Annotated in this window: 8 protein-coding genes and 2 pseudogenes; 7 read left to right on the top strand and 3 right to left on the bottom strand. The window is 54.2% G+C overall.

Features of this window, described 5'->3' with window-relative positions:
- Positions 1 to 192 precede the first annotated feature (192 nt).
- From QE453_RS11675 to QE453_RS11650, 6 genes and pseudogenes are all read left to right on the top strand, one after another.
- Positions 193 to 1,536, top strand: coding sequence for a flagellin (locus tag QE453_RS11675; protein ID WP_045532752.1), 1,344 nt, complete (start codon positions 193 to 195; stop codon positions 1,534 to 1,536).
- A gap of 347 nt (positions 1,537 to 1,883) precedes the next feature.
- Positions 1,884 to 3,233, top strand: a pseudogene (locus QE453_RS11670) (flagellin).
- 258 nt (positions 3,234 to 3,491) lie between these two features.
- Positions 3,492 to 4,829 carry a flagellin gene (locus QE453_RS11665; RefSeq protein ID WP_004439930.1) on the top strand — a complete coding sequence of 446 codons (1,338 nt, stop codon included), beginning with the start codon at positions 3,492 to 3,494 and terminating at the stop codon, positions 4,827 to 4,829.
- A gap of 470 nt (positions 4,830 to 5,299) precedes the next feature.
- Positions 5,300 to 7,408, top strand: coding sequence for a hypothetical protein (locus tag QE453_RS11660; RefSeq protein WP_309777111.1), 2,109 nt, complete (start codon positions 5,300 to 5,302; stop codon positions 7,406 to 7,408).
- 89 nt (positions 7,409 to 7,497) lie between these two features.
- Positions 7,498 to 7,629: pseudogene (locus tag QE453_RS11655) on the top strand (transposase); the annotation flags it as partial.
- A gap of 377 nt (positions 7,630 to 8,006) precedes the next feature.
- Positions 8,007 to 8,648: a DUF1837 domain-containing protein gene (locus QE453_RS11650; RefSeq protein ID WP_309777110.1), complete on the top strand. Its 642-nt coding sequence runs from the start codon at positions 8,007 to 8,009 to the stop codon at positions 8,646 to 8,648.
- Here the strand turns inward: QE453_RS11650 and tnpC are convergent.
- The 3 genes from tnpC to QE453_RS11635 all read right to left on the bottom strand — a co-directional run bounded on the left by tnpC (position 8,636) and on the right by QE453_RS11635 (position 11,026).
- Positions 8,636 to 10,225: an IS66 family transposase gene (tnpC, locus tag QE453_RS11645; RefSeq protein ID WP_309776119.1), complete on the bottom strand. Its 1,590-nt coding sequence runs from the start codon at positions 10,223 to 10,225 to the stop codon at positions 8,636 to 8,638. The genes QE453_RS11650 and tnpC overlap by 13 nt on opposite strands.
- Positions 10,226 to 10,298: 73 nt before the next feature.
- Positions 10,299 to 10,643 carry an IS66 family insertion sequence element accessory protein TnpB gene (tnpB, locus tag QE453_RS11640; protein ID WP_309776121.1) on the bottom strand — a complete coding sequence of 115 codons (345 nt, stop codon included), beginning with the start codon at positions 10,641 to 10,643 and terminating at the stop codon, positions 10,299 to 10,301.
- Entirely contained in the window at positions 10,640 to 11,026 is a 387-nt protein-coding gene (locus tag QE453_RS11635) for a transposase (protein ID WP_309776123.1), read from the bottom strand. The genes tnpB and QE453_RS11635 overlap by 4 nt, the downstream gene beginning before the upstream one ends.
- Positions 11,027 to 11,359: 333 nt before the next feature.
- On the opposite strand from QE453_RS11635, the gene QE453_RS11630 reads away from it, so the two are divergent.
- Complete coding sequence (locus QE453_RS11630; RefSeq protein WP_162763585.1) at positions 11,360 to 13,450, top strand: DEAD/DEAH box helicase; 2,091 nt, start codon at positions 11,360 to 11,362, stop codon at positions 13,448 to 13,450.
- Positions 13,451 to 13,549: the final 99 nt, after the last annotated feature.

The following is a 13,549-nucleotide window of genomic DNA, read 5'->3' as shown; positions in this document are numbered from 1 at the left end:
AAACAAATCTTCGGAATGCATTTTTTAGAAAATCCTTAGGTGTTCATTAACTATATAAAGGTTAGCTAAAGCCATCGAAACGGTGAGCTAACCTTTAAAAATCAGCCGGTTAGCAGGCATGATGCTGTGCGCCGTTCCCGGTGAGTCCGGAATGTCCCTTTTCTAATCAGCCATTCAAGGGGCAAATCTACCATGACGAGCATTCTTACTAACGTCGCAGCTATGTCTGCACTCCAGACCCTGCGTTCTATCGGCCAGAACATGGAAACGACGCAGGACCGCGTTTCCTCCGGCCAGCGCGTCGGCGAAGCTTCCGATAACGCTGCTTACTGGTCGATCGCGACCACGATGCGTTCCGACAACGGCGCCCTTTCTGCCGTGCAGGATGCCCTCGGCCTCGGCGCTGCCAAGGTTGATACCGCCTATTCCGGTATGGAATCGTCCATTGACGTCGTTAAGGAAATCAAGAACAAGCTGGTCGCTGCTCGCGAACCCGGCGTAGACAAGTCGAAGATCCAGGAAGAAATCTCGCAGCTTCAGGATCAGCTGAAGTCGATCTCCAGCTCCTCTTCCTTCTCCGGTGAAAACTGGTTGCAGGCAACCATCAGCAACGGTGCCGGCGAACTGAAGAACGTCACCAAGCAGATCGTTGGTTCCTTCATTCGCGATGCCGCCGGTAACGTCTCCGTAAAGACCGTTAACGTTGACCTGAGCCGCAACACGGTACTGTTCGACACGTCTTCGGGCGCTGCAAAAGACAAGCAGGGCGTTCTCGACTCCTATGCCTACTTTTCTTCCACCGGCAGCTACAAGCTGTTCGAAATCACCAATGACTCGGACGGCGCTGGCGCCGCACAGCCGGTAACCAAGGTTGCCGCAGCCAAGGTTTACACCGAAGCTCAGCTGAAGGGCCTGAAGGAAGCAACTGCCGGTACCGCCGTCACCTTCACCACCGCCGCCGCAACGGGTATCGTCACGATCGCTAACGCCGACACGACAGTCCCCAACGTCAACGGCACCTACTTCAATCTTGGCAACGACCAGTACGTGAAAATCAACACGACTGCGCCGACAGCTCCGGCAACCAAGACCAGCATTGCCGTGGGCCTCGACGGCACCACCAAGATCTACCTGGAAGAAGGCGCTGACGCCCAGCTCGCAACGCAGCTCACCTACTCGCTGACGTCGCTGGACATCACCAAGGACCTGACCGGCACGTTCAAGAACAGTGACGGCTCGGCAGTCTCGGAAAACCAGTATCTCGACGCGATGGTTTCCTTCGTCGACAAGCAGCTCCAGAGCATGACATCCGCCGCCGCCGACCTCGGCTCGGTCAAGATGCGCATTGAACTGCAGGAAAACTTCGTCAACAAGCTGACCGACTCGCTCGACAAGGGCGTTGGCCGTCTGGTGGACGCGGAAATGAACGAAGAATCGACTCGCCTCAAGGCTCTTCAGACCCAGCAGCAGCTCGCTGTTCAGGCCCTGTCGATCGCCAACAACGACTCGCAGAGCATTCTCTCGCTCTTCCGTTAATTCCGACACTCAATCGTCAAATGCGAACCGCGCCCGAAAGGGCGCGGTTTTTTTCGTTTTATCGCCCGCGTTTCAAAGCGATGACCCTGGAGGCCGTTCAAGGCAGCCCGTCCGGACACCGATGGCAAATATTACGTTTCAGTTTTTTAGATGGTATGCACGTATAAATTCTATCGCGAGATTTTTACTACTTTAAGTATTTGTTAACCATAAGGCAGTTAGCTAGAGCCATCGAAGCGGTGAGCTAACCTTTTAAAATCAGCCAGTTAGCAGGCATGATGCTGTACGCCGCTCCCGGTGAGCCGGAATGTCCCTTTTCTAATCAGCCATTCAAGGGGCAATTTATTATGACGAGTATTTTGACAAACGTCGCAGCCATGTCTGCACTCCAGACCCTGCGCTCCATCGGCCAAAGCATGGAAGCCACGCAGGACCGCGTATCCTCCGGCCAGCGCGTCCGGGAAGCTTCCAACAATGCCGCTTACTGGTCCATCGCGACCACGATGCGTTCGGATAATGGCGCCCTTTCCGCCGTCCAGGACGCCCTCGGCCTCGGCGCTGCCAAGGTCGACACCGCCTATGCCGGCATGGAATCCTCGATCGAGGTCGTCAAGCAGATCAAGAACAAGCTGGTGGCCGCCCGCGAAGCAGGCGTCGACCGGACCAAGATCCAGGAAGAGATCTCCCAGCTGCAGGACCAGCTGAAGTCCATCTCCAGCTCCTCCTCCTTCTCCGGTGAGAACTGGCTGCAGGCCAAGATCAGCGATGGCACGGGCAACCTCTCCGACATCACCAAGGCGGTCGTCGGCTCCTTCATCCGCGATAACAGCGGCAACGTTTCCGTCAAGACCATCAATGTCGCATTGAGCAACGAGACGGTTCTGTTCGACACCTCGTCCGGCGCGGCAAAAGACAAGCAGGGTATTCTCGATGCCTAAGCCGTCTATTCCTCGACGGGTTCATACAAGAACTTCGAAATCACGACAGGCGTCGGCGCCGCAAAGGCCACCACGGTTAAGGCAGCCGTCGTTTTCACCGAAGCACAGCTTAAGGGCTTGACCCCTGCCGCGGCTGCAACCCCGGTCACTGCGATTGCGGATGCGACTACCGGCTTGGTCGTTGTCGCCAACGCTTCGGCCGCAGAGAACGGCGCATACCTGAAAATCGGTGACGATCAGTATGTCAAGGTCATGGGCGACGGCACCGCAGCGACTGCCTCGACGGGTACCGCCGCCATCGACACAGCTCAGAAAGCGCTCGGCACCTCCGCAATCGGCACCACGAAAGATGGCCAAAACGTCTACCTTCAAACCGGCGCCAACAATCAGCTCGCAAAGTCACTGTCCTACTCCCTGACCTCGCTGGACATCACCAAGGATCTCGTTGGTCCCGCCACCGTGACCCTGACGCCCGAGCAGGCGCTCGACGCCATGGTTTCCTTCGTCGACAAGCAGCTCCAGAGCATGACATCCGCCGCCGCCGACCTCGGCTCGGTCAAGATGCGCATCGAACTGCAGGAAAACTTCGTCAACAAGCTGACCGACTCGCTCGACAAGGGCATCGGCCGCCTCGTCGACGCGGAAATGAACGAAGAATCCACCAAGCTGAAGGCCCTTCAGACCCAGCAGCAGCTCGCTGTGCAGGCCCTGTCGATCGCCAACAACGACTCGCAGAGCATTCTCTCGCTCTTCCGTTAATTCCGACACTCAATCGTCAAATGCGAACCGCGCCCGAAAGGGCGCGGTTTTTCGTTATCGTTAATAGAAATTATTATTTCCTAATTTTATTAATACAGGTTTAGGCTTTGTTAACCATTCGCGCCCTAAAAACTGGTCATCGAAACGATTGGTTAACCAAGACGAAAAAGAGGTTAACAGGCATCAAGCCGCTCGATCGTTCCCGGCGGCAATCCGGAATGTCCCTTTTCATTTCAGCCAATCAAGGGGCAAATCATTATGACCAGCATTTTGACCAACGTTGCGGCCATGGCCGCCCTCCAGACTCTTCGCGCCATCGGCAGCAACATGGAAGAAACCCAGTCGCGCGTTTCCTCCGGCATGCGCGTCAAGACCGCATCCGACAATGCCGCCTACTGGTCGATCGCGACCACCATGCGCTCTGATAATGGCGCCCTCTCCGCCGTACAGGACGCTCTCGGCCTCGGCGCCGCAAAGGTTGATACCGCCTACTCCGCCATGGAAACCACCGTCGATGTCGTCAAGGAAATCAGCAAGAAGCTGGTTGCCGCCCGCGAAGCAGGCGTTGACAAGGCCAAGATCCAGGAAGAAATCCGCCAGCTTCAGGACCAGTTGAAGAGCATTGGCGAATCCGCCTCCTTCTCCGGTGAAAACTGGCTGAAGGGCAAGATCAGCGACGCCTCCGGCAATCTGACGCCCATCACCAAGCAGGTCGTCGGCTCCTTCATCCGTGACGGTGCAGGTAATGTCGCCGTCAAGACCATCAACATCCAGGTCGACAACAAGACCGCGCTTTTCGATACGACCACCGGCGCGACGAAAAACGGCATTCTCGACAGCGCCGCCTATTACTCCGATACCGGCGCTCTTCGCGATTTCGAGATCACGACAACGACGCCCGCAGGTGTCCCCACAACAACACCCTATACCGCAAAGGTGTTTACCGAAGCGCAGCTTCTCGGTTTCCCCTCGGGCACGACAACCACGGTTTCCGCCGCAGACCCGGTAACCGGCCTCGTTACAGTCGCTGCCGCCACCACTGCACGAAACAACGGCACCTACTTCAAGATCGGTGAAAACGCCGCCGGCGAAGCGCTTTACGTGAAGGCCAACAACACGGCGCCGACACCTGCCGGCACCACGGTAACCGCGATCGGCACCGGCGGAACGTCCGGCAACAATATCTATCTGGAAACCGCCGCAGCGGATTCGCAGATGGCGCAGAAGCTCGACTACTCGCTGATCGACCTCGACATCACGAAGGACCTGGCCGGCCTGACCAATTCAAAGGGACAGCCGCTGACCGAAAACGAAGGTCTCGATAACATGATCCAGTTCGTCAACACCCAGCTGGAATCGCTCATCAGCGCAAGCGCCGATCTCGGCTCGATCAAGATGCGCCTCGATCTGCAGGAAGACTTCGTCTCCAAGCTGACAGACTCCATCGACAAGGGCATCGGCCGCCTCGTCGATGCGGACATGAACGAGGAATCCACGAAGCTCAAGGCTCTCCAGACGCAGCAGCAGCTGGCGATCCAGTCGCTCTCCATCGCCAATACCAGTTCCGAAAATATCCTGTCGCTATTCCGTCAGTAAGCGGCGCCCGTTGGCTACGGGCGGTTTCGTCCCGCTCTGGCAGCAACAGAATATTCGGATGTGGAAACCGCGCTTCGCAAGGGGCGCGGTTTTCCCGTTTGCGAAGCTTTCACGAAGCGACAACACTCCGGAATGCGGTGAGCAACATGCAGGGTGTAGGGCTTGAGTAAGCGCGCAACTTCTTGAATTGTTGAGGTAAAATGGTGCTGCTAGAGAGATTTGAAGTTTCTCAAATCTGCCATATGTATTCGTAAAAACAAAAGCTTATGAGGTGCTCGCTGTTTTGCACTGTAGCACCTTACTGTAGCATTTACCAGACTGTATAAATTGTTAGCAAATTCCCGCCTTCAAGACCTCTCAATTTTGGAAGGCGCCCAGTTGGAGCAGTGGATAAATCCTGTAGTTGCGTTCGCCTAACTAGACCAACCGGCAAGGATATGATGGGTTAATACAGACATCGGGGGGAAAGCATGAGTAATGTTACTAGGCATGCACTGCGAGTTTACGCCGCACTCACAGAATTAAAGGGTGAAGACCACGATGTACTCGACGCGCTCATCCCGTTCTTTGAACCGATTTTAACTTTACTCAACGGCCACATATTCAACCCCCACGTCTTTGCCGCTGGTGTGAGGAGGCTATACCGTTGGAGATTCACCGGAGACATCGCGGAAGCCTTTATCCCGCGACTCGAGAAGCGCGGCATTTTGCAGCGCCAAGTTTCTGCCTCTGGGGGTACTGTATGGGGTGTTCGGTACAACGCCGCTCCCCAAGAGCCCTCATCCGGTATCCTTAGAGCCTTCGATGAGATTATTGACGAATTCGAAAAATTTCCTCCGAGGGTCACGGACCTACTGTCCTACCAGCGCACCCGAGATGAGCTACAAGACATCTTAATTCGTTTTCTCGTGTCGATGGATAGCTCCGGTGAAGGTGCTTACATGCCTGAGTTAGGCGGGCTGGAGCAAGATGGGCAGGCTCGCGAGTTAATCGCGGACCTCCCGGAAGGCGGAAGGCCGCTTGAGCCAGATGACCGTTACATGTGCGCGAGATTTATCAAGCATCTCATGCGAACAAGGCCGGAGTTCAGCACCCACCTAGCAAGATTAGCATCGATCGCGCTGTTAACAGAAGTCGTCGAAGATTTCGTAAAGCCTACGCATGTTGAGGAAAACGTTGAACTTACCATTGCGCTAGATGCACCTATAGCATTGGATTTTCTCGGATGTTCTGGAACGGCCTTTCAAGAAGACATACAGGCGATAGTGAAACCGTTACAACGGATTGGCGTGAAATTCATTGTGTTTCCAATAAGCTGCGTTGAAATGCAGCGAAACCTTCGTAGCATGCTGGCGCTTCCACCTGAGCAACGGCGTGGATACACCCACAACGCGCTAATCAAGCGTGAGGTAAGCATCGATTTTGTTCAAGCAGTTGCCAATAATCCTGAGCGCGCGCTTGAAAATGCGGGCATATTAGTAAGGCCGATTGCCTTAGACGCTTTTCCTCATTCCCACCGATATTTCACAATGGAGCAATACGAAGATTTGTTTTCGTCAATCACGTGGGGCAACCTCGTGGCGGCTAGAGAGCACGACGCAACTTGCACAGCTCTGATTATGCGTCTACGCGAAGCTCAACATAGCAGTGATATTTTCAAGTGCCGATACATAATGGTTACTAGAAACTCGGCATTTGTCCGTCACGCGCGAAAATATTGCCTTCAAAGTCGGATGATTAATCAGGTCCAAGAAGGGCCTATTATGTACCAGCGCGAACTTGCGACGTTAGCGTGGCTTCGCACCGGCCTCGGTGTGGAGGAGACGATACCTCGCGGTCATCTCATCACTGTTTGTGATCGCGTTTTACAAGTGCGGCCTGAGGTAAGAAATGCCGTTGCTGCTCAGCTTGCAAAAATAACTCCGGCCCGCCTTGAGCAGTTGAACCTTCTTATGCAAGACGCGCGGAGCGTCCAAAAACTAGCAGATCAAACGCTTAACGATGAGAGAGTAGTGACGGCTGACAATGTCGAACACCTGCTGGATGTGATGCGCGAAGCTACGGCAGAAGAGCTAAAAGAACGCCATGCCGCTGAACTAGAATCTGCGCATTCCGCAGCTTTGGAGGCCCAAACAACTGCGAGCTTGCAAATATCCGAGCTGGAGCAGCAACTGGAAAACGCGCGGCGAGAAAAACTCGAACAAGAAATTCGCTTGGGGAAACAACTCGAAAACCTAGTTCAGACCTTCAATTCAAGAGCCACGATCGTTCAACGTGTTGTAGTCACGGCAATGCTGTTTTTCGGACTGTTGGCGACAGTAAATTACTTCACCCACTATCTTGAAGGGTTCGTCTTTTGGACCGTCCTTGGCATAGTTTTGGGAACGATCGGCCTTGTAAGGACTGCTTACGGGCTTCTTGAATACCCAATGCCGGGGTTGAAAACCCTCATCAATAAGATGGCGCATCGTTTTCTTGAGCAGCAAGCACTCAAGCTGCACATCCCCGTGGACGTAATACACCAGAATGTGCGGGTGTCGGGTGATAGGCTAGTTCTGGATAAGACTGAACCAGCGTAACCTTGTTATTCGCCCGCTGTGTCCGTTGACCTGCCACTGCGAATTTCCTCCAGATTGGATTAGAGTCCGGCCTATCAAAGGACGGACGAATGAAGAAGCAGAGAGCTACGGAAGAGCAGATTATTGCGGTGCTGAAGGAGCAGGACGCTGGTACACCGGTCTCGGAGCTTTGTCGCAGGCACGGCGTCAGCGATACCAGCATTTATAAATGGAAGGCTGAACTGCCCGCCATTCGCAGGCTGGTGGATCAAAGGCCTACCTATGGCTAACGGCGAGCCGCCGATAAGCCTGTCGTCAGCGCCAAGCGGGTCAACCTGAACTGACTGTGCAAATTGTGGTCGGTCACAAGCCGCAAAGTGTTGCTGCGAGCGTCTATCTGGGGGGGCTATCTCCCGAACAATTGACGCAATGTGTGGAGGCCGTGCAGTTGCCTCGAAAGCGGGCCGAAAAATCGGTCGGTTATGGAATAAGATAGGAACCGACTCCGCATTTGCCCGCTCGATATGGTTTAGTTCGCGGGACGCCACAAGTAATCGTTGTTAAACCATTCACTCATTAGATTATCGTTGTTAGAGTGAGCGAAAAACAACGGGGTCTCATGCTGTCTCCTTACGATACGAAACCTAAGCCTCTTTTCACTCGGCTGGCGACTGTCGGAGGCGCGGAAGAGCAGGCCTACTGCGTGGGCTTCGAACTTGAGAAATGGCGTTGCGACGCTTTTGCAGACCATATGATAGAATGGATCATCGACTACGCCCTTAAATCGGATGAGATTAAGACACTTTCCCACGGCAATAGCTACTTGCGATTACGGCAAGCAGCAGCACGTATTTATAAAAGTGAAGCATATGAAAGACGTGGTGAAATTGGGGAGATATCGTTGCATGCCATTTGCCGCGAATATTTCGGAACAATTCCGTTTGCTCCAAGAGTTTTCTATCTCACGTCTTCGAATGAAGTCGTAAAATCTTTCGACATGGTTCATGTTCGCTACAAAGATGAGAGTGTCGAGCTTTGGCTCGGAGAGGCAAAATTCTTTAAGGACCGTGATAGTGCCATAGCTAATGCTGTAGCCTCAGTTAAGAAGCACATAGACCAGGGTTTCTTGAAAAACGAAAAACTTATCCTTGGTCCGCAGGTCTCGACAGATATTCCTCACTACGAAAAAATTAGAGAGATTCTTTCAGAAGAGGCCCCTCTAGATGGTAAGCGGCAAGCTGAGGCCGTTCAGGCCTTGTAGCTCCACGGCATAAGGACATCGATTTCGCTACTAGGCCAGCCATTTGCGAGGCGCTCGAGTGTTTGCGTCAGCCAGGCCTGGGGATCGACAGAATTCATCTTTGCAGTCTGCAGCAGCGTCGCGATTGTCGCCCATGTCCTGCCGCCGCCATCGCTGCCGGCGAAGAGGCTGTTCTTTCTCGTAATTGTCTGGGGCCTGATTGCGCGCTCAACTATGTTGTTGTCGAGCTCGATGCGGCCGTCGGTGAGAAAGCGCTCGAAGATGGAGCGACGCGAGGTGGTATAGCGGATCGCCTCGGCCAGCTTCGACTTGCCGGAGATCCGCGGTAGCGTCTTCTGCCAGAGGGCGAAGAGCTCCGTGACAACCGCAGCAGATGTCGCCTGGCGCGCGGCGACACGGGCGTCAGGGCTTTGGCCGCGGGCCGTTTCTTCCACCTGCCAGAGCTTCGCCATCAGTTCCACCGTCTCGGTGGCGATCCTGGAGCTGTCTGAGGCGTGGAGCTCGTAGAACTTGCGCCTGCTATGGGACCAGCAGTAGGCCAGCATCACGCCGTCATTGCCTCCGTCAGATCTGGCAAGCTTGTTATAGGCACCATGTCCGTCAACCTGCAGAATACCGCGATAGCCACTCAGATGCCGGGCGACCCGATCGCCAGCACGGCTATCTTCGAAGCGATAGGCAACCATCGGCGGGCTACTGCCACCAAAGGGTCTGTCATCCCGGGCATAAGCCCATAGCCAGGCCGTCCTGGCCGATCCGGATCCGGGCGCGAGTGTCGGCAACGTTGTCTCGTCAGCGAAGATACGCTCAGCCTTCTTGATCTCGGCGAGGATGTAGTCGGCCAGGATATCAAGTTCAAAGCCGAGCTTGCCCATCCATTGAGCCATCAGCTTCCGGTCAAGCTCGACCTTGTCGCGGGCATAGATTGCCTCCTGCCGATAGAGCGGAAGGCCATCGGCATACTTCGAGACCGCGATCTGGGCGAGAAGCGCTTCCGTCGGAATGCCGCCCTCGATGATGTGCGCGGGTGCGGCTGCCTGAATGACACCGTCTTCATCTTTGAAGGCATACTTCGGTCGGCGGGTGACGATGACGCGGAACTTCGCCGGCACGACGTCCAGTCGCTCCGAGACGTCTTCTCCGATCAGCACCTTCTGTTTGCCGATGTGTTCGGGCAGTTCATCCGGCTCGATCACCACTTCGACCCGCTCCAGATGAGGAGCAAAGCCCTTGCGCGGTCGCGGCGGACGCTTTTCGGTATGGGCGGCACCCTTGTTCACCTTGGCTCGGATCGCCGCGATGCCGGTCTCGATTTCCTCGAAGACAAAGGCCTGCTGCTCATCATCGATGCCTGGAGAGCCGAGCTTTTCCGATCGCCGGCCAAAGCGGGCACGATCGAAGGCTTTCAGGATCTGGGTCAGTCGTTCGATGCGTTCATCAGCATCGGCGTTTCTGGCTTTCAGGTCTGCGACCTCGCTCTCAAGAGCATCGGTGCGCGCGGCCTTCTCGGCCATGGCAAGAACCATGGCTTTCAGGGTATCTACATCATCCGGGAGCTGCAGATCGGGCGGCGTCATGACGTCTACCAGAGCATATTTTGCTCCGGTTTGCCTGCCCTTTCAGGCGGGTGATTCACTTTGCCGCAGGCATTTACCCAACAATCTCCGGCGGCTTCACCGCCACCGAGCGCACCCGTTTCCAGTCCATGCCGTCAACGAGCGCCATGAGCTGGGCATGGTTGAGCTGGACTCGGTTGTGGCCTATCCGCGGCCAGCAGAACTGCGCCTTCTCCAACCGCTTCGAGTAGAGGCAGACCCCGGATCCATCCCACCAGACGATCTTGATCCGGTCGGCCCGTTTGGCCCGGAAGACATAAAGCGAGCCGTTGAACGGATCACTGCCAGCATCGCGCACCAGCGACAGCAGGCTGTCCGGCCCTTTGCGGAAGTCGATGGGATGGCTGGCGAGGAAGACCTTTACACCTGCGGGGATCATGCTGAGCGAACCGCTCGGATGACACGCTGCAGATGCACTTCTTCGACATGCCGGCCGGCCCGCACGACGATACCGTCAATGACGATTTCGACGACGGGGTCGGGGTCAGGTGCGACGCTCTGCGGATCAACTGCCGCTGGTGCTTGTCCAGGCTCATCACTGCCCAACAATTCTCTACGCCAGCGGTAGAGTTGAGACGGCAAGATCCCGATCTGCCGCGCCACTGCCGACATGTTCACACCGGGCTGACAAGCCTGCTCAACCGCTGTGGCCTTGAATTCGTCGGACCAGAACCGTCGCAACTGTCGCGGCGACCCGTCAAGACGATCGGGCACCGCCTCGATCATTCGCATCAACCCAAGGCTAGCCGCAGGTCTAGACATAGATCCTCACATTCAGAGAACTCCTACGCCCGAAATACCCTACTCAGCATCAGCCGCGCCAGATGGGGTTTCCTTGCCGCTTACTCTAGATGTCCTCTTTCAGAAATCAATTTTTCCAATTCTCATTGCGGCTGACAGCTCCTCAACTACATCGCATAATCAATTCGGACAGGCCTATGAGTCCGACATTTCCGAAGAACTAATTGCTCTTTCGGAGGCCATCAAAGCATCTGGACTGAGATCGAAGATAAAAATCTTACTGATCTATGTACCTTTAGGATCAAAAGATGCTTTGGCAACTGCGTTCGACAAACGTTTGAAGGGATTGACGCCTTGAGCACCCCAATAGCGGATTGGAGACGCATTTCTACCCTTCAAGGGGATGCTTTGCGTGGCGAGGTCTTTAGGGCAATTGGGAGCGCATCTCGTCGTATTCAGATTGGCGAGCAGGATGACCCTGCAATCTTGGAAGTTATTCCGAGATTGGTGGAGTTGTTGAATAATAGATATGACGAGCTTTCTTCGTTCAATGAGATAATAAGCGGGTTGGCTAGAGCTAGCGGCCTATGGAATTACATAGATAAGGAAACAGCAGATGTCGCAGACTCCTTAGTAGCTGAAGCTGCCACGTCTGACGAGCTCGGCGGTATTACTTTTCATCGGGAACAAGTAGTCGCTCTTAATGCACTAGCCAGTGGGAAGAATCTCATACTAAGTGCACCCACGAGTTTCGGTAAAAGCTTGTTGATTGACGCGTTACTTGTCACGGGACGATACAAGCGTGTGGCCATCGTTTTACCAACAATCGCTCTCTTAGACGAATTTCGGAGGCGCTTGTTGGGGCGTTTCGGGCATCGCTTCCAACTCATTATGCACCCTTCCGATTCTCCCGGGACCGGCCCTGTTATTTTTCTTGGCACGCAAGAGCGACTGATTCACCGTGAAGACATCGGCTACTTAGATTTGGTCGTTGTAGATGAATTCTATAAACTCGACCCTTCTAGAAAGGACGAGCGAAGCGTTGCTCTGAATGCTGCCGTCTATCGACTTCTCAAGCGGTCCAAGCAGTTCTTTTTTCTTGGACCAAACATCGACAATGTTGCAATATCGGACAACATTCGATGGCGCTTCGAGTTCCTAAAGACACGGTTCTCGACAGTCGCGGTCGATACACTCGATCTTCAGGCTGAGCCGAACAAGCGTCAGCGCCTTATCGATGAGATTGGTGAGGACAACAACTGGCCCGCCCTCGTTTTTGTCTCGTCGCCTGATAGGGCAAACAGTCTGGCTGCCGAGCTCGCTGAGGAAATGGCGGTCTCAGACGTCAGCTCGGGATTTGCAGAATGGTTACAGGTCAACGTAGGTCCGAACGGGTTACTTGGCCGCACCGTGTATTACGGCTTTGGAGTTCACCATGGCCGGGTTCCGAGAGCTATAGCCGCTAAGATGGTGAGGATGTTCAACGAGCAAAAGCTACCAGTTCTTTTTTGCACTTCGACCCTTATTGAAGGCGTCAACACCGCAGCGAAAACTGTGATGATTTTCGATAAAAAAATAAATCGTGTTGATTATGATTTTTTCACTTTCGCAAATATTCGAGGCAGAGCGGGTCGGTTGGGCCAACACCAGATAGGTCGAGTTCTGGTTTTCAACGAGGTACCCGAACAAGAGGAGCTGGAGGTTGCACCTACAGTATTCAACGAAGATGATGACTTGCCCGATGAGTACATTGTCTATGTTGAAGATAGACCTGATAGCTCTAAGGCTGAGGAACGTGTTCGCGATCTTCGTATGCGGCTTGGACTTGATGAAGCACAGCTGCGCCTTCTGTCGCCGATTGGCTTGGAAAGAGCAGCAGAGCTTAAAGGATTTACTGAGGCGGCCTTCAAGGATGGTGCCGATTTAGTTTGGGAAGGAATTCCGACTTACAAGCAAATCAAGGCATGCATTGAAGTGATCTGCCGCATCCAGAGGCCACATTCGTTCGGGGCGTGGTCCGCACCTCAGCTCACCTTCTATATCGACCAGCTTCGAAGATCGAAGACTCTCCGTGCCTTTCTTCTAGCTAGAGACGAGGACTACACAGGAAAACCCGAAGGCCACGACGCGATTTTCAAGTTTTTGCGTGCTTGTGAGTATGGTCTTCCGCAATTTTTCAATGCCGTCGAAATGTTTGTTCAACAACTTGATCCACTAGCTGACTACCAGTTGTTTATAGGGAGCTTGAGTAGCTGGTTTAGAGCGGAAGTTCTGAAGGAATTGGATGAAGAGGGTATTCCCGTGCAAATCGCGGAGCGTTTCTATGCCGACGGAGATAGCAAGAATAGACTTATAGAAAAGCTCAAAGACGCGAGTTCTTCCTCTGAAGACAAACTCACCGACTTCGAAAAGGAGTGGTTGGCGGATGTCTTGCTCGGCGATTAACGATGGCCGGTGAGTGTGGCGCGATGACGTGGCGGCTTCACGTGCTACCTACTGCCCAGTATAGCAAAGCGCATGCTGAGAAAAAAACATAATGCCTCC

Source organism: Agrobacterium sp. SORGH_AS_0440 (genome assembly GCF_031453135.1).
GTDB lineage: Bacteria > Pseudomonadota > Alphaproteobacteria > Rhizobiales > Rhizobiaceae > Agrobacterium > Agrobacterium pusense.
Note: the sequence above shows the minus strand (reverse complement) of the source record. Positions and strands in the feature narration are given on the sequence as shown.